Origin of the sequence: Apibacter sp. B3706 (assembly GCF_011082725.1) — a bacterium.
Taxonomy (GTDB): domain Bacteria; phylum Bacteroidota; class Bacteroidia; order Flavobacteriales; family Weeksellaceae; genus Apibacter.
The window spans coordinates 1,119,596-1,146,431 of record NZ_CP049715.1; the positions used below are offsets into that span (position 1 = coordinate 1,119,596).

The 26,836-nt window shown below is 31.0% G+C and carries 32 protein-coding genes; 27 read left to right on the plus strand and 5 right to left on the minus strand.

What is annotated here, in order from left to right; genetic code table 11:
• Positions 1 to 759: 759 nt before the first annotated feature.
• Entirely contained in the window at positions 760 to 1,146 is a 387-nt protein-coding gene (locus G8C41_RS10085) for a hypothetical protein (protein ID WP_185149847.1), read from the minus strand.
• A gap of 81 nt (positions 1,147 to 1,227) precedes the next feature.
• Here G8C41_RS10085 and G8C41_RS05025 point away from each other — a divergent pair, with 81 nt between their 5' ends.
• From G8C41_RS05025 to G8C41_RS05070, 10 genes are all read left to right on the plus strand, one after another.
• Entirely contained in the window at positions 1,228 to 1,464 is a 237-nt protein-coding gene (locus G8C41_RS05025) for a hypothetical protein (protein ID WP_160567349.1), read from the plus strand.
• Between the two features lie 96 nt (positions 1,465 to 1,560).
• Positions 1,561 to 3,561 (plus strand): transposase family protein, encoded by a 2,001-nt coding sequence (locus G8C41_RS05030; protein WP_166006463.1) that lies wholly within the window; start codon positions 1,561 to 1,563, stop codon positions 3,559 to 3,561.
• 45 nt (positions 3,562 to 3,606) lie between these two features.
• The gene (locus tag G8C41_RS05035; RefSeq protein ID WP_166006465.1) at positions 3,607 to 4,461 is read left to right on the plus strand and encodes an AAA family ATPase; all 855 of its coding nucleotides are present in this window, start codon (positions 3,607 to 3,609) and stop codon (positions 4,459 to 4,461) included.
• On the plus strand, positions 4,458 to 5,072 hold the full coding sequence (locus G8C41_RS05040; protein WP_160542212.1) for a hypothetical protein: 615 nt from the start codon (positions 4,458 to 4,460) through the stop codon (positions 5,070 to 5,072). The genes G8C41_RS05035 and G8C41_RS05040 overlap by 4 nt, the downstream gene beginning before the upstream one ends.
• 108 nt (positions 5,073 to 5,180) lie before the next feature.
• Positions 5,181 to 5,372, plus strand: a complete 192-nt coding sequence (locus G8C41_RS05045) for a hypothetical protein (protein ID WP_160542213.1) — start codon at positions 5,181 to 5,183, stop codon at positions 5,370 to 5,372.
• A 6-nt stretch (positions 5,373 to 5,378) separates the two neighbouring features.
• Positions 5,379 to 5,843, plus strand: coding sequence for a hypothetical protein (locus G8C41_RS05050; protein ID WP_166006467.1), 465 nt, complete (start codon positions 5,379 to 5,381; stop codon positions 5,841 to 5,843).
• Between the two features lie 107 nt (positions 5,844 to 5,950).
• On the plus strand, positions 5,951 to 6,217 hold the full coding sequence (locus G8C41_RS05055; protein WP_160542215.1) for a hypothetical protein: 267 nt from the start codon (positions 5,951 to 5,953) through the stop codon (positions 6,215 to 6,217).
• A 34-nt stretch (positions 6,218 to 6,251) separates the two neighbouring features.
• Complete coding sequence (locus tag G8C41_RS05060; RefSeq protein ID WP_166006469.1) at positions 6,252 to 6,947, plus strand: DUF3164 family protein; 696 nt, start codon at positions 6,252 to 6,254, stop codon at positions 6,945 to 6,947.
• Complete coding sequence (locus tag G8C41_RS05065) at positions 6,934 to 7,377, plus strand: hypothetical protein (RefSeq protein WP_166006471.1); 444 nt, start codon at positions 6,934 to 6,936, stop codon at positions 7,375 to 7,377. The genes G8C41_RS05060 and G8C41_RS05065 overlap by 14 nt, the downstream gene beginning before the upstream one ends.
• Positions 7,378 to 7,590: 213 nt before the next feature.
• Positions 7,591 to 7,785, plus strand: a complete 195-nt coding sequence (locus G8C41_RS05070; protein ID WP_105297464.1) for a hypothetical protein — start codon at positions 7,591 to 7,593, stop codon at positions 7,783 to 7,785.
• On the opposite strand, the gene G8C41_RS05075 is transcribed toward G8C41_RS05070, so the two are convergent.
• The gene (locus G8C41_RS05075; RefSeq protein WP_166006473.1) at positions 7,782 to 8,231 is read right to left on the minus strand and encodes a hypothetical protein; all 450 of its coding nucleotides are present in this window, start codon (positions 8,229 to 8,231) and stop codon (positions 7,782 to 7,784) included. The two genes, G8C41_RS05070 and G8C41_RS05075, sit on opposite strands and share 4 nt — an antisense overlap.
• Positions 8,232 to 8,806: 575 nt before the next feature.
• Here G8C41_RS05075 and G8C41_RS05080 point away from each other — a divergent pair.
• The 17 genes from G8C41_RS05080 (at position 8,807) to G8C41_RS05160 (ending at position 23,798) form a co-directional block, all read left to right on the plus strand.
• Positions 8,807 to 9,238, plus strand: a complete 432-nt coding sequence (locus G8C41_RS05080; RefSeq protein ID WP_166006475.1) for an N-acetylmuramoyl-L-alanine amidase — start codon at positions 8,807 to 8,809, stop codon at positions 9,236 to 9,238.
• Positions 9,239 to 9,242: 4 nt separating this feature from the next.
• A complete protein-coding gene (locus tag G8C41_RS05085; protein WP_160542219.1) occupies positions 9,243 to 9,755 on the plus strand; it encodes a hypothetical protein in 513 nt (170 codons plus the stop codon).
• A 74-nt stretch (positions 9,756 to 9,829) separates the two neighbouring features.
• Positions 9,830 to 11,029 carry a DUF2586 family protein gene (locus tag G8C41_RS05090; RefSeq protein WP_166006477.1) on the plus strand — a complete coding sequence of 400 codons (1,200 nt, stop codon included), beginning with the start codon at positions 9,830 to 9,832 and terminating at the stop codon, positions 11,027 to 11,029.
• Positions 11,030 to 11,036: 7 nt separating this feature from the next.
• Positions 11,037 to 11,450, plus strand: a complete 414-nt coding sequence (locus tag G8C41_RS05095; protein WP_105297459.1) for a hypothetical protein — start codon at positions 11,037 to 11,039, stop codon at positions 11,448 to 11,450.
• Positions 11,451 to 11,469: 19 nt separating this feature from the next.
• Positions 11,470 to 11,775 (plus strand): hypothetical protein, encoded by a 306-nt coding sequence (locus G8C41_RS05100; protein ID WP_160542221.1) that lies wholly within the window; start codon positions 11,470 to 11,472, stop codon positions 11,773 to 11,775.
• Between the two features lie 181 nt (positions 11,776 to 11,956).
• The gene (locus G8C41_RS05105) at positions 11,957 to 14,659 is read left to right on the plus strand and encodes a tape measure protein (protein WP_166006479.1); all 2,703 of its coding nucleotides are present in this window, start codon (positions 11,957 to 11,959) and stop codon (positions 14,657 to 14,659) included.
• 11 nt (positions 14,660 to 14,670) lie between these two features.
• Positions 14,671 to 15,339 (plus strand): DUF6046 domain-containing protein, encoded by a 669-nt coding sequence (locus G8C41_RS05110; RefSeq protein ID WP_166003490.1) that lies wholly within the window; start codon positions 14,671 to 14,673, stop codon positions 15,337 to 15,339.
• Positions 15,340 to 15,344: 5 nt separating this feature from the next.
• The gene (locus G8C41_RS05115) at positions 15,345 to 16,316 is read left to right on the plus strand and encodes a hypothetical protein (protein WP_160567369.1); all 972 of its coding nucleotides are present in this window, start codon (positions 15,345 to 15,347) and stop codon (positions 16,314 to 16,316) included.
• Positions 16,317 to 16,319: 3 nt separating this feature from the next.
• Entirely contained in the window at positions 16,320 to 16,823 is a 504-nt protein-coding gene (locus tag G8C41_RS05120) for a hypothetical protein (protein WP_160542225.1), read from the plus strand.
• An 8-nt stretch (positions 16,824 to 16,831) separates the two neighbouring features.
• Positions 16,832 to 17,041 (plus strand): hypothetical protein, encoded by a 210-nt coding sequence (locus G8C41_RS05125; RefSeq protein ID WP_105297453.1) that lies wholly within the window; start codon positions 16,832 to 16,834, stop codon positions 17,039 to 17,041.
• Positions 17,038 to 17,325, plus strand: coding sequence for an oxidase (locus G8C41_RS05130; protein ID WP_166006482.1), 288 nt, complete (start codon positions 17,038 to 17,040; stop codon positions 17,323 to 17,325). The genes G8C41_RS05125 and G8C41_RS05130 overlap by 4 nt, the downstream gene beginning before the upstream one ends.
• A 1-nt stretch (position 17,326) precedes the next feature.
• Positions 17,327 to 17,659 (plus strand): hypothetical protein, encoded by a 333-nt coding sequence (locus tag G8C41_RS05135; RefSeq protein WP_166006484.1) that lies wholly within the window; start codon positions 17,327 to 17,329, stop codon positions 17,657 to 17,659.
• A 1-nt stretch (position 17,660) separates the two neighbouring features.
• Positions 17,661 to 17,972, plus strand: a complete 312-nt coding sequence (locus G8C41_RS05140) for a hypothetical protein (protein WP_160567377.1) — start codon at positions 17,661 to 17,663, stop codon at positions 17,970 to 17,972.
• 3 nt (positions 17,973 to 17,975) lie between these two features.
• The gene (locus G8C41_RS05145; RefSeq protein ID WP_166006486.1) at positions 17,976 to 18,854 is read left to right on the plus strand and encodes a nucleotidyltransferase; all 879 of its coding nucleotides are present in this window, start codon (positions 17,976 to 17,978) and stop codon (positions 18,852 to 18,854) included.
• Positions 18,844 to 19,332 carry a hypothetical protein gene (locus tag G8C41_RS05150; RefSeq protein ID WP_160567379.1) on the plus strand — a complete coding sequence of 163 codons (489 nt, stop codon included), beginning with the start codon at positions 18,844 to 18,846 and terminating at the stop codon, positions 19,330 to 19,332. Before G8C41_RS05145 ends, G8C41_RS05150 begins: the two co-directional genes overlap by 11 nt.
• An 18-nt stretch (positions 19,333 to 19,350) precedes the next feature.
• Complete coding sequence (locus G8C41_RS05155; RefSeq protein WP_160567381.1) at positions 19,351 to 20,352, plus strand: hypothetical protein; 1,002 nt, start codon at positions 19,351 to 19,353, stop codon at positions 20,350 to 20,352.
• 338 nt (positions 20,353 to 20,690) lie between these two features.
• On the plus strand, positions 20,691 to 23,798 hold the full coding sequence (locus tag G8C41_RS05160; RefSeq protein WP_166006488.1) for a hypothetical protein: 3,108 nt from the start codon (positions 20,691 to 20,693) through the stop codon (positions 23,796 to 23,798).
• Positions 23,799 to 23,891: 93 nt separating this feature from the next.
• Here the strand turns inward: G8C41_RS05160 and G8C41_RS05165 are convergent, their stop codons facing one another.
• The 3 genes from G8C41_RS05165 to G8C41_RS05175 are packed head-to-tail and all read right to left on the minus strand — an operon-like array spanning position 23,892 to position 26,779.
• Positions 23,892 to 24,815, minus strand: a complete 924-nt coding sequence (locus G8C41_RS05165) for a glycosyltransferase family A protein (protein WP_166006490.1) — start codon at positions 24,813 to 24,815, stop codon at positions 23,892 to 23,894.
• 9 nt (positions 24,816 to 24,824) lie between these two features.
• A complete protein-coding gene (locus tag G8C41_RS05170; RefSeq protein ID WP_166006492.1) occupies positions 24,825 to 25,736 on the minus strand; it encodes a glycosyltransferase family 2 protein in 912 nt (303 codons plus the stop codon).
• Positions 25,733 to 26,779, minus strand: coding sequence for a hypothetical protein (locus G8C41_RS05175; protein ID WP_166006494.1), 1,047 nt, complete (start codon positions 26,777 to 26,779; stop codon positions 25,733 to 25,735). The genes G8C41_RS05170 and G8C41_RS05175 overlap by 4 nt, the downstream gene beginning before the upstream one ends.
• Positions 26,780 to 26,836: the final 57 nt, after the last annotated feature.

Consider the following 26,836-nt stretch of genomic DNA (forward strand, 5'->3'; position numbering starts at 1 on the left):
ATTAAAAAAAATATTCTTTTTTTTATTTCCTAAAAATTCATTCTAAACCTCAGTAAAAAGTTGGGTTTAAAATTGGGTATACAGTTGGGTATACAAAATACAATATACTTTATAGCGTTAAACATATATATAATTCTAATTATCGATTAAAAATATAACTTAAAAGCAAAAATAACATACATATATTCCACGAAGAAAAAAATATAAATTTATTAATGCATTGACTATCAGCTAATTGAAATAAGACAGGATTTTTGAATGTGTAAGTTATAAGATTAAAAAAATAATTTAATATATTAAGTTAAAGCATAAAATATTATAAAGATAAGTAGTTAATTTCTAGTAAAGATTCCCCATATATTATTTATTAATTATTTAAATTTTTGTCTAAATACTTTTTACAAAGTGTTTTAAAATCTATCAAATTAGATTTTTTATACTTTTTGATATAATATTCATTATCATATGCGAAATTTTTTAAATAATCAAAATATATCTGTAATAATTCCAATATTATATCTTTATTTTTATATAACCAATTAAATTTTTTTTCAGAAATAGTGCCTTTTTTATTTAAATAAGTAATTATTCTTATAAGCGTATTTTCGTCCATTATTTATAGTAGTGAAAAGTTTTTTTGTTTTTTTGTAAAACTATAAATGTACGAATATACAGGATAAATGAAACGATATTTATATATAGCTGCCTAAAATTTATCTTTTTAAAATATATATTTTAATATAATTTATTCTTTATAAACTAAGTATTAATTTTTTTTTCCAATTGTTTTATCTCTTGTTTGAGCTCTTCAATTTCTTCTCTATAAAATTCATTTAGTTCAATTAATATTTTTATTTTTTTTTCGGCTACATTAAGTTTTTTTTGCATCCTTATAGCATCTATAAGTGCAATGTCAGTTAAATCATCATTACTCTTTAACATTTCGCCGTCACCGGTTAAAAGCCATACAGGATTTATATCTAAACAATTGTCTAATATTTTATTAAGTACGCCTTCCCCTAAATCAGATTCTCTTTTTAATTGAGTACCTATATACCCGTTAGACAGATTATTTTTTTTCTCAAAAGAACTATTATTAAGTCCTTTATAATCAATGTATTGCTTGATTCTATGTATAGCTTTCATAATAAATATTAAAATATTGTCTAAATATTTTGTTTTATTAGACTATTGTTTATATATTTGTAAAAACATGTACACAAATTTATGGAAAGAAGTAAGAATGTTAACAAAAACGCACAAAAAATACAATATGGAGATTTTGTAACCCTATCGGAAATGTTAGGTTGTACCAGTCAGGCAGCACGTATGAGGTATGAAAGAGGTGATTTAAATGCAAAAGAAGCTCTGGATATTATTATAGAAACTCGAAAAAAAATTATCCAAGAATACCATTTAAAAAATCCCACGAAAAAAAATTCAACTATTTTAAAAACAAATTAATGAATCAAAAATAGTCTAAGAAAATATGCATCAGTATATTAAAAACTCGTCTAAATAACTAACGTAGAATAAGAATACTATTTTTTATCAATACCAATGGAAGTTTATGAATTCTATAATAATAAATGGGGTGTTTTATCCAATTGGTTATTTGGAAAATCCGGTTTACTCAAACAAAGTACCTATAAACAATTAACACAAAGAAACCATTTAATTCTCTTACGAAAAGGAGGAAATGGAAGAAAGGCGTTAGTTGAATTTGACAGTATGAGATCCGACATTAAAAAATCGGTATTAGAGTTAGCCGGAGATCCTTATACTATAGGAAAAAAATACACTTTCTTAGAATGCATAGAAAAAGACGAAAAAGCGGAAAAATTTTTCAATGAATACCTATTGGAAAATGGTCAATCCTTGCCTGAAAACAGAAAAAAAGAATATACCTGCAATGCATCCCTGCTAAATACTATTTCAAAAATTATAAATCATACCCTGATGCGCCGTCGTGTCTTGGGAGGCAATCAAAAAAAAATGTGGGAAAATATTGCAGAAATTGTAAAAAATCTCGATAAAAACAAATGGCCGCATTCTTTACCGGAAAATTACCGCCGTTTACGAGAACGATTAAAAGTATATCAAACTCATGGATATCAAATTTTAATACATAAAAACTATTGCCATACCCACAGTCAAAAACTAACAGAAAATTCCAAACTCTGGCTGTTAGCCAAATGGAGTAATCAAGTCCAAAGAACAGTCTGCATATCACAATTACATCAAGAATATAACCTTTATGCCCTGAGCGAAGGATTAAAAACAGTTGAAGAAAAAACCATATACAATTTTATATATGACGAAGAAATAATGCCTTTGTGGTACGGACACAAATTTGGAGAACTTAAATACAAAGAAAAATATAATTACCAACAAAAAACTAAATTACCAACACTACGAGATTCACTCTGGTATAGCGACGGAACCAAATTAAACTTCTTTTACCTAACTGAGGAGGGCAAAATGGAAACCATTTCTGTTTATGAAGTTATGGATGCATACAGCGAGGTTTTGCTTGGATATCATATCAGTAAAGAAGAAAACTATCAAGCCCAATATTCAGCATATCGGATGGCCATACAATTTTCAGGACATAAACCCTATCAAATAGGTTTTGATAACCAAGGAGGACATAAAAAACTTGAAACGGAGAATTTTTTAAATAAAATAGCCCATTTGTCCATAAAAACCGAGCCATACAACGGAAAATCCAAAACCATTGAAAATGCATTTTATCGTCTGCAAAATCAACATCTTGCTCGTTATTGGTTCTTTACAGGACAAAATATCCAAGCTAAAAAAGAAATTTCTAAAGCTAATATGGAATTCATCTTAGCTAATAAAAGCAATCTCCCCTCCCTTACCGAAATAAAAGAGATTTATAAAAAAATACGAGAAGAATGGAATCTTTCTCCCCATCCGTTCAGCGGTAAATCCCGACTTCAAACGTATTTAGACAGCGAAAATGAAAAAGCGCCTAAGATTGAATTATGGGACATGGTCAATTTCTTTTGGGTTGAAAGAAAACAGCCTGTAAAATGGTCTTCCTTCGGATTTTCTTTTAAGGAAAAAAAAGTAACCTACGACTATTTTGTTTATCGAGAAGATGGTATGCCCGATTTAGATTTTCACGAAAAAGCCGTGAATCAATCATTTTTTGTCAAATATGATCCGGAAGATATGAGCATGATTTATTTATATCAGAAAGATCCACAAGGACAATTACGATTTGTAAGAGAAGCCGTTTTAAAAACCGAAATACACCGAGGAAAACAAGAACAAGAACAATTCGAAGCAGAATGGATTAAAAAGGTCAAAAAAGAAAATAAGAATAAGCGTATCCAACGAAGAAATGAAATGGATGAGATCCTTAAAAGTTTTAACATGGATGCGGAATCCTATGGATTGGTTAAACCCAATCTGAAAGGGTTGGAAAATTCCAAAATTGGAAGAAAAAGCAAAAAAGTGATGCATGAAGATGTTGGAAGTTGGCAGAAAAAAGAAAGTTTACAAACCATAGAAGATATCAGAGAACTTTATTAAAAAACAAAAATGCCCCCCTTAGGGGACTAAAAGCCAAACAAAAATATGGATAATGAAGAAAAAATACAAACGGTTCAAAAAATTCAAGACTATGTTAAACAACTGGGAAGTGAAACAGAAGCCGCCAATAACTTGAAACTAAGTACGGATCAACTCACTCAGATTCTCAAAGGAGAAAAGCCGGTTATCAAAGACAACGTATGGAAATCTATCAATGCACAACTAAAAATTTACGAAAAAAGTTGGCAAGTAGTAGAAACAACGAATTTTAAAAATCTTCGTACCCTGTTTCAAGATGCAGTTGACGACTCACAAGTATTTGCCGTAATAAACTTTGCCGGTAGCGGTAAAACCGAGACAGCAAAGGCATTTGTTGAAAATACACCCAATACCTATCTCTTACAATGCAATGAATATTGGAATCGGAAATACTTTTTAGCTGAATTATTAAACGTCTTGGGAAGAGATTCCGGTGGACTGACCGTTGCCGAGATGATGTCTGAAGCAGTACGGATTTTAAAAAAAAATAAAAAGCCCGGTATAATCCTGGATGAAGCAGATAAATTAAGCGATCAAGTCCTTTACTTTTTCATATCCCTCTACAATCAATTAGAAGATCATTGCGCCATTATCTTAATGGCAACCGATCATCTGGAAAAAAGAATCAAAAGAGGTTTAAAATTAAACAAAAAAGGATATAAAGAAATTTTCAGCCGAATTGGCAGGAGATTTATAGAATTTGGAGGAATCACGGCATCAGATGTCGCTTCCATTTGCATAGCAAACGGAATAGAAAATAAATGCCGTATTAAAGAAATATGGCAAGATAGTGAAGGAGATTTGCGCAGAGTGAAAAGAAAAATATATGCCTTAAAAAAAATAAACAAAGAAATTAAATGAAACGAGCAATATCCATTCATGAAATTTATACCAAAAAAAGAAAAGTATTACCATTTGATGGAATATGGGAAGCACATATAGGTAAACCGGAATTAAAAGGCAGTTGGATTATTTGGGGAAATTCAGGAAACGGAAAAACCGGATATGCCATACAATTAGCCAAATATCTCTCAAAGTTTGGCAGAGTGGCTTATAACGGATTAGAAGAAGGAAACAGCGAATCTTTTGCAGAAGCCTGCAAAAGAAATAATATGGACAAATGCCGAGGAAGATTTGTACTGATTGAAGACAGCATCGAAGAATTAGACCATCGCTTAAACTTGCACAAATCGCCGGATATAATATTCATTGACAGTTTACAATATTCAGGAATCAATTATACCTCGTATAAAGAATTGATAAAAAAATACTCAAACAAATTATTTATATGGATTTCACATGCCGAAGGTCGCAATCCGGAAGGACGAATTGCAAAAAAAGTACGATACGATGCCTTTGTTAAAATTTATGTTGAAGGCTATACAGCAAATGCCGTAAGTAGATACGGAGGAAAAGAAAGTTATATAATTTGGCAAGAAGGTGCCGACCAATACAATCTAACCATTAGATGAAAATCAATCAGTTAGAAAAAAAAGTTAATTGTTAAACTTTCACTCCATGAATAACAATAAGAATTGAACTCTCAATAACTTGATAAAGCTAACCCGAAATAAACATTTATGACAGTAAAAGAACTAAAAGAAAAAATCAATGATTTACCTGACGATATGGAAGTCATGCTAGAGCAAACCAAAGAAGAGTTTAAATATGGCCTATTAAACACAATTAAAGTAAATGAAGAATTATTTATAGATCCTTTTTTCCGGGTTACCCTGATGAATGATGAATCTATTATTTTATCTGATGAATAAACAACTATGAAACCAACCCATACACAAATTAATTTTTGCCGACTTACAAAAACTTCACAAGAAGACTATCAAACCAATCTGTTTGAAACGGGATGCGAATTTGCCGAAAACTTGGGATATACCTGTCCTCAAAAATATAAAGAAGAATACATACAAATATTACTTTCTCTTCCCCAATATTGGAAGTGGTGGTCAACCCAATGGAATATCCGAACACAAGAAGCATTCGGAGTAGTCGGAATATCAGAAAATGAAACCCATATAAATTCACTTGAAACAGATGCCCTCAACGAAGCATTTGCCTCGGCGCACAGCTTATCAAGCTACCAACATATTTACCCTAATAATTTAGTAATGAAAGTCTTAAAAGAAAAAATACAAACCCATGAAACCACTACCCTTAAATCAAATACCTCTAAAGGAATGGAGCGAAACCGAATTAGAAGATCACGTGTATCGGTTGAGCTGTGAATTAGATAAATATCAAGAAGGAAACATTTTACTTAGAATTTTACTCCGTATGGAAAGAACACGAATACTAAAAGAATTAATACGAAGAGACGAAAATAAATGTTAACATGAAACTATTGGCAAATATTGAAATATTACGAGATCTTTTATCCTATGATACGGAAGAAAAGAAATTTTTAAACTTAGCAGAGCGCTGTGAAATCCATCGAAACATAGGCAAGATTACAAGATGTCAGCCCCCTTCTTTTCCCCTTTCATTACAGGAAAAATTATTTACCAAACTTTTGGAAATCAGAAGAACCGAATGGAAACGCCCTACGATGCATTGGGAAGAAAATCATTTCGGCCAAAAAGTGAAAATAAAAATTAACTAGCTTTTAAAAACTTTAATTTAAAATCAATCATAACATGTCCATACCAGATCTAAGCACAGTAACCGAAAAAGAGCTTTTAGAAGCTTTAAAAAAGAAAAAAAAAGAAAAAGAATCGGACCGGATAGCTTATAAAGAGTTAGTTGAAGAAACTATACCGGAAGTCATCCACCATCTTATTAAAACTTCCCAAGAACTTCGCTCTTCCAAAAAATTTACCTTTTCTGCCTTAAAAAAACTTATTCAATTAAAATATTCCATATACGGAGTAAAAGAAGAACAACAATCCCATACTTTTACTACCGCAAACGGCGAATCTGTAACCATCGGCTATCACGTTACCGATAATTGGGATGACACGGTAAACTCAGGAATAGCTAAAATAAATGAATACATAAGGTTCCTTGCCAAGAAAGAGGCCGACGCCCATACTATAACCATCATTAATCAACTATTAAAAAAAGATGCCAAAGGAAATTTAAAAAGTTCCCGTGTGCTTGAATTAATTTCATTAGCCGATAAGTTGGATCACGAAACTTTCACCGATGGAGTTCGTATCATACAACAAGCCTATAAGCCTACCCGTTCCAGCTTTTTCATAAAAGCTCATTACCTCGATAAATTAGGTCATAAAGTAACCATAGATCTCTCCATCGCCTCCGTGGATTTTCCTAAAGATTTTGACTTAACATTTTTACTTCCTGAAAAACATAAACAAGATGAAAACACCTAAAGTACATGACTATCAAATCAAGCAACTTTTCAGTTTATTCTCCGAAGATGTAAAAAAAGACCCTGCTCTGCGTCAACAGTTGATTTTTCATTTTACTCACGGGAGAGTAAGCAGTACCAAAGATCTTACCGATGAAGAAGCTAACAGGTTAATTGCTGCTCTCAAAGAAACATATACCCACTGGGGAAAGTTTGATAAAAATAATAAACAGCATTTAACTCTATTGCGTTTATGTTACGATTTAAATTGGACTATTTTTAATAAAAAACATAACCGTATAGTCGCCGATTTAAATACTCTGGGAAAATTTATAGCAAGTAAAAAATCACCCGTAAGAAAACCTTTATTAGAAATGTCAGTAAAAGAATGCAGTAAACTAATAACGGCCTTAGAAGGAATACTTAAATTCAAGTATAAAAAAATGGATTGAAAAATACCGCCGCCACCTGTTGAAAAATATTTCGTTTGTGCATTTTACTTTTAAAAAAAACAGGGTCACCAATGAGCGATAATTGTTGTATAAAAGAATCTGTTCAATCGATCGAACAATAAAATGATAAGAGGTTACATCATTCTAACTGCCAAAAAATCACAAATAAATCATTATTTGGATATTTCATACAATAATAATAATTTTGTGTAAATGAGTACCAAAAACTTACGAAATAATACAAAATTAAGATACAGAGCCATAAAAGAAGAATACCGTTTACAAGTTAAACGCAATAACGGTATGCCTCTTACTCAGATATACAGACAATTTATTTATCCCAAGTTTTTCATATCCAGACAAACCTTATATACGATCATATTTACTCCGGATTCCGATTTAAACTAGCAATTGGATATACTCATCGTATAGAATACATGAAGTTCTTGAATACCATCCTCTCTTAGGACAGATTTCCAAGAAGATCTTTTCAAGCTCCCGCAAAAACTTTTCGGTCTCCATTCGTGCAATTTTTCATGTATTTTTTTTAAATAATTCCAACCTTCCCAAGCATTTGCTTGCACATCCTCAGAATTACTGTTTTGACTTGAAAATTTTAAAGTAGCAACCGTTATGTCAAACGTTATAAAACCTTGTTGTTTGTGATGGGAAGTCATTGACTTGCTTTTTCCATTATCTTCGAAAGTAGCTTCTTTAATAGAAATTAATGCACAAGGCCAAGATAAAGGGTAAGGGATTTCCTCATAATTTAATTGTCCCCAATCTTCTCCAACATATGAAAATTCCTTAATTTCAGCTATTCTCGCCTGTAGAGATTCTAAAATTTCGATCATTAATTATAAATTTGGTTAATAAATATCTTACATCAACATAAAAAGTATTATTTAACAAACTTTCTCAAATACTTTTCAGTTGAAAATTTCATCAATAATGAATTGCTTATAAAAACTTATATTCTTAAAAAAGGTTACTCTTTACTAAAATCACTAATTAATAAGAAACCGATACATCGCTGAAAAATAATTCGGCTGTAGATCATAATTACCCGCATCTAAGAGTAACCTGTACTATGGTTTTAAACAAATATCTAAGAAAATAAACGCAACTTGTATTAGTATGTAAAGAAACTTGACACTTCTGTGCAAGTACTTTACAAGATTGTCAAGAAGCTTTACAACTTTCTTTACTTGCAATCTTTTATGATTCAATTTTGCCGTATAAAATTTCGAACGATTAAGGATTAGTTACGGTAAAAGAATTATCCGTCATTAAAAAAAATCATTTGAAAGCATACAAAGAAAATAAACCAAATAAAAAAATATTGTCTGCTAAGCAAAAGGTTAACCAACGCGTTAAAACGAAATTCACGAATGAATCGCAGGCAGACAGTATTTAATAAAATAGCAATATGAACCTTAAAAAATCTATACGAACCATAAAATATTTGGTTATACACTGTGCCGCGACTCCCGAAGGAAGGAACGATAAGGCCAAAGACATAGATCGTTGGCATAAAGAAAGAGGATGGGCCGGAATCGGATACAATTACGTCATAGATTTAGATGGTACTGTTGAACCGGGAAGGGATGTAGACAGGATACCTGCCCAAGTTGCCGGACATAACAAAAATGCCATAGGTATTTGCTATATAGGAGGAGCTGACAAAAACTTGAAAGCTAAAGACACACGAAATCCGGCCCAAAAAAAAAGTCTGATTGAATTACTTAAAGAATTAAGAAAATTATATCCAACTGCTCAAATACTGGGACATAGAGATTTTGCATCTGCCAATACCACTTGTCCAAGTTTTGATGCCATAGAAGAATATAAAAATATTTAAAGAAATGAAATCGTACAATTATAAGAAGATCGTCTTAAATTTTATTATTCCCGTATTCTTTACTATGCTTTTGATAAGCTGTAATGAAAATAATAAAATAGCAACCCCTGATCGATTCACAGATAAAAAAATAACTAATAATGAAGTAATCAGAGATTCGATTTTTAAAATCCAACCCGATACAAGTTCTTTAAAGGCTTTAATTGAATGGAGAAACGGAAAAGCTGTAATTAAAGAAATCATCCAATCAGAATCCGGAAAAAACCATTTAAAATTCCCTAAAATCCAAATTAAGGATAATATTCTTACCGTGGATTGTGAAACTCGTGCGCAAGAATTAGTGGCCACTTGGAAAGAACATCACACAAAAGAATTTAAAACCGAAACCATAACCCATACCGAATTTAAAAATTTATCACGCTGGGAAAGTTTTTGTTTAGGGACAGGTAAAATTGTGACTTTATTATTCATAAGTACTTTCATTATCTATCTACTTAGAAAGGGTATTAAGAAATAAAGTGTATAACAAACAATCATAAAAAACAAATAAGATAAATAACATCAATAATCAAAAATCAAAATTAACTAATAATGAATTTACCAAAAATAACCATAGACTTTGACAATGGTGTTCTAGGAGCAGTAGCAGCCAATTCGGATGGCGTATTCGGATTAGTGGCACATGCAGAAGCTACTGAATTTTTCGAATTGAATAAACCCTACATGGTTAAATCCATGAAACAAGTGGCTCAATTGGGCATAGTATCGTCAACGAACCAAAATTTATATAAAACCCTTTCTGAATTTTATAAAGAAAGCGGAGAAGGACGTGAATTATGGTTACTGGGTATGCCTAAAAGCACAAAAACCTCAAATTGGTTTTCAGTGGACGAAGTTACAGGAAAAGCACCGGTTGAAAAATTATTAGATGCTGCCAATGGTAAGCTTACCGGTATTTTTACTAAATGTTCACCGGATGATAATGAGAATTTAACCATCGTAAACGGATTAGATGAGGAGGTGTTACTTACTGCAACCAATGCTCAATCCTTAGCAGAAAGCTACACAAAATCTAAGTATGCACCTTTCTTTGTAGTTTTAGAAGGATACGGATTTACCGGTAATGTAATTGAATTACCAAACTTATTCGAATATTCCAACAACCGTGTATCCATACTTTTAGGTGATACAGAAAAAGGTAAAGGTTCAGCCATCGGTATCGTAGCCGGCAGATTGGCAAAAAATCAAGTACATCAAAATATTGGAAAAGTTAGAGACGGAGCTTTAAGCAATTTACATGCTTACATTGCAAATGAACCGGCAGAAACTTTTGATGTAGAAGCTTTAAATGAAAAAGGGTTTATCACCTTCAGAACTCATGTTGGAAAATCAGGCTATTATTTTACAGACGACCATACAGCCAGCCCGGTGAGTGATGACTATCATTATCTTACTAACAGAAGAGTAATTGACAAAGCATACCGAATTACGTATCAAACATTAATCAACTATTTATTGGATGATATCGATTTGGAAATCGACGGAACCATCAACCCTATTTATGCCAAATGTATAGAAGGAGATCTTGAAAATGCTTTGGTTTCGCTTATGACAAACTACGGTGAATTGTCTTCCAACATTGAAAATAGAGATAATGGAGTTAAAATATTTGTAGACCCGTCTCAAAACGTTGTGGCAACATCCCGAATAAATGTTGTGGCTCGAGTTCGTCCTCACGGATATAACCGATTTGTAGATGTGTTATTAGGCTTTGATATAACTAAAAAATAATAAAAAAATGTTTAACAGTAGAGAATATGAATGGGCAGATTTTACTGCTACGTTAGGAGGTAAAGATTTAACTGGAATCAGAGGTGTAAAATATACCCGAAAAATAGAAAGAGAAGCCGTATATGGAAAAGGCAGAAATGCACGAGCAATTCAATCCGGAAATGTTTCCATAGAAGGTGAAATTACATTACTGCAATCAGAATATGAAAGTTTAGTAGCTTCTGCTAAAAACAGAGATATACTTAACCTTTGTTTAGATTTAGTAGGTGCCTATGGTAACCCAACCAATGGAGATATGTTAATTATGGATCGTATCACCGGTGTACGTTTTACAGAGGCCGGAAAAGAATTTAAACAAGGAGACAAATTCATGGAAATTACCCTTCCGTTTATTGCTCTTGATGTAATATCTCAATGCTAATTAGAAATTAAAAAAAATTATGAATACTCAAACTAACCCAATCAGCCAAGAACAAATCGAGGCATGGAAAGCTAAACACAAAGAAATTTTTAAATTAATTGTTGAAGATAAAGAGGCCTATCTAAAAAAACCGGACAGGAAAATCTTAGCTGCCGCAACTGCTGCAAGTTCAACTAATCCTATGAAGTTTAATGAAGTTATTCTTACCAATTGTTGGTTAGGGGGAGATGAAGAAATAAAAACCGATGATTCTTACTTTTTAGGTGCTTCCGCTAAATTAAGCGAGCTAATTGAAATAAAACAAGCGGAATTGGAAAAGCTTTAGCCGCTGCCAAGATCGTCGAGGAAAATGTAGAATGGATACGTTTGAGCCATGCCATGCTCAGATATTATTTTCATATAGATCCGGATATATTAACAGATAAAGAATGGGCAGAAAGAATGCAAGAGCTTAATTATATCCGGATTAAAGAAAATTCAACTAATGCCAATTAATGTCATACCTAGTGAAAAACTCAAAAGAGATAACCGATAATGTTCTAAAAGCCATACAAAAAATGGGTATGGGTAACAATTCTGCATCATTTAAAATGCAAGAATTGGTTTATATAAGTACAATAAGTTTACACGCAAGATTAGGCAATTTAGCATCCAAGACATCTAAAAAGTTAAGTAAAGCAGCGGAAAATTCTAATAGATCAATATCAGAAATTCAAAAATCCGTAACCAATACTTTAGAAAAATTAGAGAATAATTCTAAAAAATTAGGTTATACTATTAAAAGTATCAATTCCAATTCTTTAGAAAATGTAGTGGAACTTTCTAATAATTCAGGATCCGGAGCTCAAAATAACGTTTCCTATAATTTTACTAAAACAACGGAAAGTTCTAATAATTCAGGAATTGAAATTCAGAATTCCGTTATAGGTAATTTATTTAAAGCAACAGAATATTTTAAAAATTTTGGACCCGTAATTCATAAAATCTTTGCCGATAATTTTATTAAAGCTGCGGATAGTTTTAAAAAAATAGCACCTGTAATTCAAAAAACTTTTGTTAAAACAGCAGATATTTTTAAAAAATTAGGACCTATAATTTTAAAAACTATTTATAATAAGATAGCTAATTCATCAGGACTTACAAAAAAAATAGCTCCTTTTATTCTAAAAACTATACTTAAAACAGCCAATAGTTTTAAAAAATTAGGATCTATAATTTATAAATCTGTTTCTAATATAATAGGTAAAACCATTGGATTTTCTAAAAGATTTGGATCTGCGCTTCAAAAAACTGTTTCTAATAGTAGATTAGGCAAAACCATTGGATTTTCTAAAAAATTAGGATCCGTGGTTCAAAAAACCGTTACTAAAGCTGCATCAAAAGTAAAAAATTTTGGTAAAAGAGGCATATCTAAAAAGAGTTCAAATAATCAAAAATCCGGAAAAAATAGTACAAACAGTACTTCTGATTCTGAAACAAATGGCAGTGAAAATGAATTAAATTTTAAATTTCCACAAGAAGCATTTGTCGATTTTTTGAATATGGGAATTCAAAAAGAATTAAGCAAAAAAAAGTTTGAGGTTTTACTTAGTTCAAAGAGTTCTGCTAAAAAAATGATGGATGATATTACAAATCTGTCGAAAAAAGTAAAGATTTTTGATCAATCCACTCTGGAAAGCAATGCTCAAACACTATTAAAAAGTGGAATGAATGCGGATCAGGTCGTGCCTAATTTGGATGCCATCAGTAACATATCCATGGGTGATACTCATGCAATGGATTCTCTTACTTCTTCTTTAGCCCAAGTAATAAATATGGGTACACTTACCGAAGACTCGTTACTGGCTATGGTTGAGGCAGGTTTCAATCCTCTGAATGAAATTTGCAGGACTACCGGATTAAGCATGGATAAGGTTAATGAAGAAATGATGAATGGTACTATTACTGCCCAAATGGTTACCAACGCTTTTCAATCAGCGGCCTCAGAAGGGGGACAATTCTTTGGAGTTGCCAATCAATTGTCCAATACGTTGGGAGGTCATTTACAAAGTACTACCAATAATTTAAATAATGTATTATTCAGATTATATGAAATCATTGCCCCTATGGTTCATATGTTTTTGGATTTAATTGACGCTGCCTTATTTTTAGCCGATACTTTGTTTGATGTTACTGACTTTTTCAGTGAAGTATTGAATAAGTTTTCCATCGGTAAAGGTGCAATAGTAACTCTCAAAGCGATTATAGTGAGTTTAGCATCTGCATTTATGACATATAAATTTGTTATGGGCTTAGCTGCTGTAGCTCAAGCAATCCTCAATGGAGTTATGATTGCCAATCCAATCGGACTTATTATAGCCGGTGTCGTGGGGTTAATAACCTTTATATATCTTTTAATAAACTCTGTGGAAGGTTGGGGTGATGCTTGGGATCATACCATGGAAATGGTCAAATCATTATGGGATGCAGGAATTTCATATCTGAAACTTTCGTGGTTGAATTTTAAAGATATACTTTTAACCGGTATAGAACAATTACAAATTGCTTGGTATACGTTTTCTAAGCTTTGGAATAAAAAATCAGCAGAAGAACATTTAAAACAAATCAGAGAAAATGCTAAAAAACGTAGTGATGAACGTAAGCTATTAATTAACGACATGGCTGATAGTATGTTAAATGCTTGGGATCACTTTAAAAAAATTGGAGGAAGTTTATCTTTTAAAACCAGTTCTGATAAAGAGAGTCCGATTATTTTAGACAATACTACTGAGGTATCTTCTAACAATGCCGGAGCTGAGAGTTTAACAGCAATCAATAAAAATTTTTCGTTACTTACTGACAGTTACAACAAAACCACTACGGACAATAGTCTATTTAACGACAAAGGCGGATTATCTTTCATCAGTGATACTTTGGAAAAATATAATCCTAAAAATAAAATTGCACCGCCTAAAAAATTAACCGATGAAACATCGGCTAATTCTTTAAAAACTGTAAATCCATCGATAAAATCAACAGGAACAGCAACCAATAGCTCTATTGTTACCGGTGGAGAAAAATCCAGCACAATAAATATTTCCATTAAAGATTTAATCGGAGTATTAAATATTCAAGGTAAAGATTTCAACGAAACAACGGATAAAATGGTTGATCAAACTGCAGATGCACTATTACGATTATTAGCCATGGCAAATTATTCAGTAGGATAAAAAATAAACGTATGAAAATTAATAATAAAAATTTATTATTGGCCGGTTTATTAGGTTCAAAGGTGGCCAAAAAATTACCACGGTTTGAAGCTCTTGAAAATGAATTAGCTAAACATGTGTTGCCACCAAAACCTTTTTTACCTCTTAAAAATAAGTCAAGATTTACTTATCAGGAAGTAGATTGGAATGATAAATTCATGGTAATGCCGGAACAAATTCCGGAGGATAAACAATTTTTTCCCGTAAAAATCAGAAATATCAATGACAGCCAATGGTATTTATTGCCTTATGAACCTATGATTACAATCTCAGGTAAAAATAATATCATCAAGCGAGAAGTAGCTAAAAAAGGAAATGATAAAAATTTGTTCGGTACTATAAAAGAATATTGGAGTCAAGACGATTACGAAATTACGATAACCGGCGCCTTATATGGAGCTTTAGAAACCGGATCTGTTGATGATTGTTATCCTAAAGAAGATTTTAGAGCGCTTAAAGACTTTATTCTCAATCCGCAAGGAATTGAAATTGATTGTCAACCGCTGAAATTATTAGACATTACCAGAATAGTAGTTGAAGATTTTACATTTCCGTTCACCAAAGGTGAAAATGTACAGGCATATGAAATTAAAGCAGTGAGTGATTCTACCTACGATTTGTTTAAACTTTTAAATGACTAAAATATATGTATAAGTTGTCATGGGACATAGAATTCAGCCACGAATCTAAAAAATTTAATTTGCCTGTAATTGCAGAATGTGAAATAAATAAATCTGTTGATTCTTTAGTAGCCACCGCTGTTATCATCTTGCCTGAATACATAGCCAATCGTCCTTTGAATCTCGAAAAAAAGATTCCGATAGGTTCTCAAGTAAAAATTAAATTAGGATACGACGATGTTTTAATAAATGAGTTTAGCGGATACGTGCAAAGAATAACCAATGTAGACAGCTGTTTAAAAATTTTTTGTGAGGATGATATGTATGTATTTAGAAAACCGGTAAAAAATGAGGAATTAAAGCCTACTTCTATTGACAAAATTGCTCAAACCCTGTTAAATCAAGTTATGCCCGAATATACTTTGAACTGTGACTATGAACTTTACTATGAAAAATTCGTCATCTTTCGAACAACGGCTTATGATGTATTGAAAAAATTACAGGAAGAATCCGCAGGAAATATATATTTAGATACCGAAAATAAAGTACTCCATATTCATCCTCCTTATGTTCAAAAAAAAGGCGAAGTCAAATATTCAATGCAACATAATATAGAAAAAGCCTCTTTAGAATACAAAAAAGCGTCAGACAAAAAAATTCAAATTACTGTTGAAACAACAGATAAAAACGGTAAAGTGCTTACCGAGACTTACGGCAATGAAGATGGAGAGAAAAAAACTGTTAAAATATCAAGCATAGCGCTGGCTTCACTTAAAATACGAGCAAAATATGAATATACCAAACATGCATACGACGGATACGAAGGTACTTTTGATACCTGGCTTCTGCCCTATGTTGAGCCTAGTTATTCAGCAAAAATAACAGATGAAGATTATCCGGATAAAAACAGCAAGTATTACGTAGTAAGCGTTAAAACCAGTTTTAGTTCTTCCGGAGGAAAAAGAACCATTACACCGGGTATACTTTTATCAGTTTAAACTATGGAAAAGGGAGAAAAAATAAAACGATTAATAAAACAACTGGTTGGTGCAAATCCTAATTTCCCAATTATAGGGACTGTTACGGAATTACAAAAAGAAACCTGTTCATTGGCATTGGATGAAGATTTGATTATTACCGATGTGAGGTTAAAGGTTAGTTATGGTGGTTCGGAAAACTATATGATTCAGTACCCTAAAATAGGTTCCAGAGTTGTGGCTTTGAGTATCAGCGGCGAGCTTTCTGATTTGATGATAATCAAGGTAGATGAAATTGAAAAAATAGAAATCAACCAAAACGGATTGGTCTTGTTGCTGGACAGTACTGATGGAAAAGTTTGTATAAAAAATAACTCTCGCAGTTTAATAGACCTGTTCCAGCTGCTGACTGATACTCTCAAGGGATTGAAAGTATTTACATCAACAGGAGCCAGCGGAACTCCTTTACCGGATACTCAAAAAAAATTAATTGATTTTGAAACGGGATTTAAATCACTTTTAAAATAGACGTTAAAATGGCACTAAATAAAGGAAGTTTACAATCAGGCATAAAAAAATTGTTAACTGACATGCATACCAGAGAAGATTCATCCATAGAAGAATTTTCAAAGAGATTAAGTGAATTGATAGACAGCTTTGTAAAAACAGCTACTATAAAATATGACGGCGGTTTATCTGCTCCCAACGGACCGGTAAACGGAACTTTTAAAGGAAAATTGGAATGAGAGACATATTAATTACAAATGAAGGTGAGCTTAAAATTGAGAACGGAGATTTTGTAGTTGAAAATTCAACTTTACAACATCAAGCGTTATTACTTTTAGCCAATCCGGGAGAATTCAAAGAAGATCCGATGCTGGGTGTGGGAATTGAAAGTTATATTTTGGATTCCTGTATGAACGAATGCGAATTTGAAGCACGTAAGCAATTTATATCGGATGGAATGAAAGTTAAAAATTTGATATTTAAGTCCAAAGATAATATGATTATTGATGCAGAATACGGATAATATGAAAGAATTATTTACAACCTATGTAGGAGAATTTTTAACCATGCTAACAGCCGTTTTTGGAGGGTGGTTTTATAAAAGAAAGAAAGAGTCCGTTACTAATCATAATTCATCCATAGATCATGGGGCAAGAGCTGTTAATATTTATAAAGAAGCATTGGAAGATCTGGGGATCTGTTATGAAAAAAAATATAAAAACATTATAACATTATACGAAAGTCGTGAACAACTTTTACGGAATGAAATAATGGAATTGAAAAATAAGATAAAAATATTGCGAAAAGAAAATATTTCCTTAAAAAGGAGGATTGAAGACTTGAAAAAACAACAGTAATATGAAAATAATTATTCGTAATAATCAATCCCTATTGGATGTAGCCGTCCAATATCGAGGAACAGCTGAAGCCGCCTTTGAGATAGCTCTGGCTAATAATTTAAGCATTACAGAAGATCTGAAAACAGGGCAAGAACTGATCATTCCCAATACACGATATTATAATAAAATAGTTTCTGAGTATTACGAAGGAAAAGGATTTTTACCCGCTACCTCCATATCCGATGATTTTATAAGCAATTTGGTAGATCTGGGAATTGGAGAGATGATTATAAATATAAACTTTAAGCCTAAAGCATTAAAAAATAGTTAAGATATGGCAAGGAAACTTAAGGACATAACAGAAGAAATTTTAAACGAAAAAGGAAAATATCGTGAATTGGATCCGTTGGATTCTACCTCAAAAACCTCAATATGGAGATTATTTGTATATGTAATAGCCTATACCATATTTAATTTAGAATTACTGTTTGACCGACATAGAGAAGAAGTAGACAATTTAATTGCCGAATTGAAACCACATACGGCTAAATGGTACAGAAATAAGGCTCTGGCTTTTCAATATGGATTTGATTTGTATCCGGATTCGGATGTATTTAATAATGAGGGGTATACTGATGATCAGATAGAAGCAAGTAAAGTAGTAAAATATTCTGCCATAACTGAGGATAGCAACCGAAGCAGACTTATTGTAAAAGTAGCCGGTGAAAAAAATGGTGAACTCGTACCTTTAACGACTGGAGAAGTAAATTCTTTTACAGCATATATGGAAGAAATTAAAGATGCAGGTGTGCCGTTAACCATCATCAATTATCTGCCTGATTTATTGTATTTAAATATTACAATAAAAATTGATCCATTGGTATTGGATGAAAATGGAAACGCCATAGCTCCAATCAATGGAAATATAAGACCGGTAGATACAACAATACGTCAGTATTTACGCGAATTACCTTTTAATGGTGAATTAATGTTATCAAAATTGGTAGACAAACTGCAGCTGACGCCGGGAGTTAAAGACGTAAATATCTATGAAGCTTCTTCTTCATGGATCGATCCTCAAACTAAAAATTACGGAAATCCTATTGCTATTACAATGAGTAAAATACCTAATTCAGGATATTTTACTACTATTAAAAACATTGGGAATAATAAGGTAGAAAATCTAGTTAAAATTGATTATAATGTGGTTTAACATAAATATAAAAAAACTGGCAGTCTTACATTTACCTACGGCACTTAGAAAAGCTCGAGAAATCAAATTCTTATTTAGTCTGGTAAAGCCGCTATCCCGTATACATTTTGATTGGTTACAAGTAAGAAATGAAAATATATATAAGTTAAATCACAATTCACAAGTATGCTACCTGCGCAAGACTCTAAATGATCGATTTGACCCTGCTGAAAGAAGGATAATTATTATGGATTATCAAATATATAAACAAAACTATATATACACTCAAGGAGAAAATAAGCCTTTTAAGTTAGGAAATAGCTCTTCAACAGATTGCGGCCCCATGTATTTAAGACCGGCATACGACTATGATCTAAGTACCCTAAATTTTATAGTTAAGGTTCCCAATGAGCTGTTAGTCGATAATATATATAAAATAAAAGCACTTATTGAATACTATAAATTAGCTAATAAAAAATACAAAATTGAAAAATTATAAACTTATAAGTTACTAAAAATGGATTACATTATATTTAATCAAACCGGTGGTTTTCCTTTGCAAACAGACACCTTAGACTTTATGCAACAAATGTACAGACCATTTCTTAACGATATGGGACGTATGGCCGGAAGAAGAGCAATAATTTGCGGATGTGAAGAACATGGCTCTAAGATAACCAAAGGACTCATTCAAATTGACAATGAGCTGTTTATTTTAGCTGAAGGAACTAAACAACATTCCATCACCATAGTTGAGGAAAAAAAAGAGTATGAATTTGAAAATGGCGAAAAAAAAGTAACCATTGTAACACGATATGCATCTTTTGGCACGGGAGCTGTATCTTATTCCTGGAATGAATTTAAAAGAGTACCGGATCTTAGCTTGATTCCTGAAGAAATAAAACGTTTAGATTGGAGAATAGACGGAAGAGTACCTTATGACGTTTTTAATCAATACCTAAATGAAAGCAAAAGTAATCGAGCTCATCTACAAAAACAAATTGATGGACGTGTGACAAATAAAGAATTTGGTGAGTTTTATAACAAAAATAAAGAGGTTCAAGCGTATCTTCAAGAACAAATTAATGGGCGTGTGACAAATAAAGAATTTGGTGAGTACTACAATAAAAATGAAAAAGTTCAAACCTATCTTCAAAAACAAATAGATGCTCGAATTACTAATGATAATTTTGCTAAACATTATAAAGAAAATTCGGAAGCTCATAATTTTCTTCAAAAACAAATAGATGCTCGAGTTACTAATGAAAATTTTGCTAAACATAACAAAGATAATTCAGATGCTCATAAATCATTTCAAGCACAACTTAATGTTAGGTTAACTCATACCGAACATGCAAAATTTTATCATGAAAATATGGATGCTCATCAATATCTTCAAGCACAAATTGATGGTAGGGTAACTCATACCGAACATGCAAAATTTTATCATGAAAATCTTTCTGCTCATACCTATTTACAGCAACAAATTGACAGACTAAATAAAAAAGTTTTTAGATAAATCAACTGTTTTCTTAAATGCATTTAAAATGAAAACTTATTAGTCGGCCTTCGATTATCGAGTTTAAAATAAATTGTCAGATTATTTAAAAATATATTATATATATTTTTTATATATAATCATTATAATTTACAAAAAAACAAATAGTTAATCTATAAATCTTATCAGTTGGATGAATTTTTAAATGACAAAAAAAGGTACTTTAAAACAATAAGTTAAAAATAAAAAAACCGGACGAGTATCAATTCTCAAAGTAGATGGTTAAAAATTTTAATTTATCTAACATAGATTCTAATTTTTACCTTTTTTAAAGATAAATAATATTAAAATTTACAAAAATGACAACAAAAGATACATTAAAACAGTGGTTTAAAAATGGCAAGAAACCTGACGAATCTCAATTCTCGGAATGGTTGGAAAGCTATTGGCATAAGGATGAAAAAATACCAATCGAAATCATTGAAAATATTAATAATATATTAGCTAATAAATCAGATACTTCTCTAGTCAAAAGCTTGATAAATCAATTGGAGGGAAAAGTTGATAAAGAAGTTATAATGTCTTTAGAAAAATACATAAAGGAGATCATTGATGATAATCTTAACAAAGCTTCGGATAAGACCTATTCTATAGATAAAATACAACAAATTGTTGAAATTATTAATAATAAACTTGAAACAAAATCTGATGCCTCTTCCCTAGGTATTTTATTTGAACAACTTGATAATAAGGTTGATAAAAATGTTGTTCAAAATTTGACCAATCATTTATATGGTTTAATTGATGACAGTCAAACTTCTGCTTCCGATAAAACGTATTCCATAGACAAGATACAAGAAATTATTAGCAAGTATGTTAAAGATGCGGTTATCGATATCAAATATAATGATCAAACCAACAAATTATTGGTTCAATATCAAAACGGAGAATCCCAAGAGCTAATTATAAAGGATAATTTTTTATCGGAAATTACTTATGATTCATCCCATAAAGAAATTAAGTTTATTCTTGAAAGCGGAAAAACCTTTACTACAAATATCTCTGATTTACAAGACATTTACAGGACGACTGAAAACGGGGGAATTGAAATAGATAATGAAAATCAGATATCAATAAAAAAGGGTGGTATAAACGAATCCATGCTTGACGAGGATGTTAAAGATAAAATCAATCATACCGATACGTTACAACAAATTACTGAAAAGGGCAATTCAACCACTAAAGATTTACTTATAAATTCTGCTTCTCTGGGTGCTGATACCAATGGTAATATCAAATTTGGTACAGATGCTTTAAACAGCAAAAACGAATCGACGCGTAACAACCTGGCTATCGGAAGTCAAGCATTATCGAAAAATGTTACCTGTCCGGATATCTTAGCAATCGGAAACCATGCATTGAAGGAGTTTGACGGTATGGGTTCTGAATCCGATTGGATCACAAGCATTGGGCATAACTCCGCAACAAAATTAAGAAACGGCGCCAACTCTTTATTTGCGGGACACGGTGCCGGACAAAATTTAGAATCTTGTAACTTCGATACATTTATGGGCGCTTTAACAGGGGCGAATGCTAAAAAATCTGTCAGCAATGTTCTGATTGGACAAGCAGCGGCCTACAACGCTCAACAATTGACAGATGATACTGCTATTGGTCATCTTGCATTGGGAAAATATAAAGGAGTAGATTATAAATCATCTACAGATAGTAAACCTATGACTTCGGGAGGTAATATTTCAATTGGTAAATATGCTTCATATAAAACTTTATATGGTCGCGAAAATACATTTATCGGCCACCAATGTGGATACGATTTTTCAAATTACGGTGAATATAACACCTATTTGGGTTCCGGTATAACCAAAGGTTACAATCAAGTATATGGAAATACCAGTGTTGTTATTGGTGCATATGCAAGTTTGCCGATGAGGTTTGAATTAACTAATAAATTGGTGATCGATGCCAAAAGACCGGAAGATCCTAAGAGTGATCCTTTAGTGTACGGAGATTTTAAAGAGAAATGGTTTAAAATAAACGGGAAACACAGACTTAATTATGAGTATACGCCCAATGCGGATTTAAACCGAGATTTTAAACCAAGCCATATGCTTGTTTCTGATGATGAAGGTAATGTGGGAGTAACTAAATATATAGATATAGCTAAGGCTACTTATTCACATGAATATGAAATTAATGATTCAGAGTTTTCAAAGATATGTTCTTTTTCTTTTAATCAATTAAACGGCCGGGCATTTTTAAATCTTTTATTAGATGGAATTGATGCTAATTTGAATAATAGCATTTCAACGGCATATATACGTTCAAGTGTGATAAATAATTCCAGGGTAGTTAAAGGTCTTCAAGAAAACAAAACGGAGAATGTCAACTATAAGCTTTATTATAAAAAAGAATTTGAAAAAATAGATGATTATATTTTTCAACCCATAAGCCAAGATAATGGTACAAATTTTAATTTAATATCTGAAAAATATAAAGATTTATATATTTTAAAGCCAAAAACCGGATATAACAGATATTATATACCGATGGATAAAATTACAGATTTGGATGATGAAAATCGATATTATACTGCTTCAATGGTTGTAATACCAAATGAACTGGATACCCAAGATACTGTATTTTTCAATACTATCATATTAGGTGGAGTAAATGGCAATAATTGGAATCATAGAATTGGATGGAAAGATTTTAAAAAAATCAATAATTCCGATGGTAGTGTTTTTCTATATAGTACATTCTTAGTTGAAAGATCTTCCGGAAGACAATTTACAGAATTTAGTTTTGTATGTGAAAATAACTCGACCCAAAATCAGACAAAAATAACTAATTTAAAGGTTGAAGAGGGAGAAAAGTATACTCCGTATATTGAAACTTTTAATGATTATTCTAATGAATCAAATGGCGTAACTTTCCCTATTAAAGGTTTGCCCGGTTCTTCCCTTATCTGTATTGATGATAAATATGTTCATGTTGCTTATGCTGATGATAGTAACGGAAATGGATTCTCTATTACGCCAGAAGGTAAAAATTTTGTAGGAGTATATGTCGATCGTATTTCTGAAACTAATGAAAACCCTAAATTATATACATGGAGCTCAGTTTCAGATCTTCTTGCTTCCAATGAAGATGTCATAAATATATCTTGCGGTGAATTCGAAGGTAAAAAGCATTATTTACATGTTGCATATGCCGACAATCATAAAGGAGATGGATTTTCCACTAATAATACTAAAAAATTTATAGGACTTCTCTTGGATACAAATGAAGTAAATCAACAATTTTCTCTATTTCTTAAATCTGAAGATGCAGATATGAAAGTTCAAGTCAGCGTTTTATCTTTGGATGAGAAAATGGGTAAAATAGATTTTATCCAAGATGAAAAAATAGTTTACGATAAATTTTCAGGTGAATTTTCAGTTTTATAATAATTTAATATTCTAATTATTTAAAAAAAAGCCTCATATAAGAGGCTTTTTTGGTTTATATTTATGTGTGTAATTTTATACACAATTTAATTATTATAAAAGGTACATTTTAATTTTCGGATTATATAATGTTCTTATATAATATTTAACATAAGTTTTTAAGCGTATTTTATTACCATTATTTTTAATAAATTTCATTATTTCTTTCATTTTGGTTGCTCCCCCGTAGTTATAGGATTCTAATAAATCTTTATCTAGATCAATGGTAAATTTTTCTTTTTTAACTTTCTTTAAATAAGTATTTATCCTAATTTTAGCCATGAATCTTTCGTCAAAATCATTTTCGTTATCAAGACTAAAGCATAAACTATCCTTTCTATAAGTAATGCAATATAGAGGAAAATCATCAACTGAATAGTTTTTAGATAACTCACCTGCTTTGATAACAAACAAAGCCTCTTCCCCTATTCTTTCTTCATCAAAAATTAAGTTATTTTTTTCGATAAAATTTCTGTTAAACATTTTAGCCCATACTTCCCAATTTTTATATATTAATTGATCTTTTGCTTTAATTTTATTATATCGCAACTTTTTGTAATATTTTTTTCTTGTTTTGAGTAAATATAAATGTCTAATAGATTTCTGTAAAGAATTACTTTCTACACTGGTAGCCAAATAATAAATTATTTCTTCATTACTATCTTTATATTTATCTAGTTCATTTAAAAAATTTGGATTAAAAAAGTCATCGGAATCTGCAAATAATAGCCATTTTCCTTTAGCTTTTTGTAATCCTATATTACGTGCATACCCAACTCCTTTACCCTCTTTGGTAAAATATATTTCGACATTTTTTCTATTGTATCCGGGAAAGTTTTTAAAATCCACATAAGAAGAATCACTGTCGTCATCAATAATTATAATTTGTATATCATCTCTATAAGGAATTGAATTTAAACACCTTTGTAATAATTTAGGTGTATTTTTATGTGGAATAATTATAGAATAGGTATACATTTAGGAACTTTATTTAAAAGATTTTTTTAAATAAATTTTTAATCGCTTGGAGTAAGGAATGTCTTTTATATTATTGAAAAGTTCAACGCTTATATATTCCGGGATTTTATTTTTAGGGGTTGTAAGGTATATTTTCCTTAGTAATTTATTTCTATATTCTTCTGTTTTTTTTAGTAATTGATTTAATTTGTTATTCTTACAAAAGTCTATTCGATCTTTCAATGCTTCGATAAAAGCGATTTCTTTCTTATATGAAAATTCTTCATAAATTTTATTGGTTATACTATTTGCCCTTTTAAAATAATAATAAAGAACTTGATCCAATTCACATATTTTATGGGCTTTAAACATAGCTTTAAACCAAACATATTCATCTTCGCATATTTTTACATTTTCAGGAAATCTCAATTCATCCCATAAATATCGTTTGTAAAGCTTATTCCAAATAACTACATAACGAACGGTATCTTTCTTGTAACTAAAATTTTTAATAAAATTATATCCATTGTATTCATTGCTTTTATATAAAGAACGGTGATCCTCCTTTATTTCATTGAAATGGGTGAAATTTTGAAAATTACATAAAATGAGGTCACTATTCGTCTTAATCAATGTATTATACAGTACTTCATAGAAATGTACAGATATAACATCATCAGGGTCTACAAATCCAATGAACTCACCTTTAGCTATGTCTAAACCTCTATTCCTGGCTATTGAAGTTCCTTTATTTTCCTGATGAATAACAACAATCCTGGAATCTTTTTTTGCATATTCATCACAAATAAATCCGCTAGAATCTGTAGATCCATCATTAACTAGAAGTATTTCCAAATCTGAATAGGTTTGATTTATTACAGAATCTATACATCTACTTAAATATTTTTCTACATTATAGATGGGAATTATAACTGATATCATTTATTAGCAGGATTTGTATTAAAAAATAATTGTAATTGATTTTCAAATTCTAATTCTTCATTTAGAACTTCATTTCTGTACTCATTAAAATCCAATATGGCATGATCATAATTAATCATAGAATATTCTATTTTATCGATAATTTTTGAAAGTTCATTTTTTGCATATTTAAACTTATATCCCATTGGAATATTCAAATCTTGTTGATATTTTGAAGATCCCCCCATACCTGAAATAATAATACATTTCATTACTGATGATTCTCTTAACATTTTGTCTCTTCCGGGATTGTATCCAAAATCTATATATACTTTTGCTTTTTTCATGGTTTCAACCACTTGATCGGTTGTCATATTCTTTATGGCTATCCATGTATACTTTGAGCTTTTCTTTTGTATGGATTTTAAATCTTTATTATTTTTTTTAGGATTATAGATTATTATATTTTCTTTTTTAACTAAATTTTTAATTTGATTACTTTCGGATAAAAAAAGAGGATTTACATAATCGCATACAAAAGATATCTTATTTTCAGGTATGTGATTTTCGATAAGATATATATAGGATCGGTAAGATTGAGCCCAATGAACTACATCAGGAAGATTTTCAAAATGGTACTCTTGCTCTTCTTGCTGACCTTTAAAATATTTTGAAATATAAAATTTTAATCCTCTGTGTCGATTCTTCATACAAATTGAATAGAAATCAACACTCAACCACCAAACGATCTTCTTACTTTTTTTATACTTAAAAATATAATTGGTAAGGGATTCCGGAATGATAATAACACTATTGGGATGATCATAAATAGTTTCAATCTCTGATGTATCGTAGATATTATAAACTTGCGGTTTTGGATTTACATTAGATTTTTTATGTATATAATACATTTTAGCATCTAATTTAAAAACAGTTCTTAATTTATGACTTAATTGATGTAATGCTTCCGGTCCACCGGTTGAGATATTTGCAGGACAAATTATATATATTCTTGATGGATAAGTTATTATCATAATGTCTTCTAGCTCTGCAAATGTAATCAATTCTTACATTCTATAGAATTCCGCAGATGTTTTTTTATTAAATTTACGTTACTAATT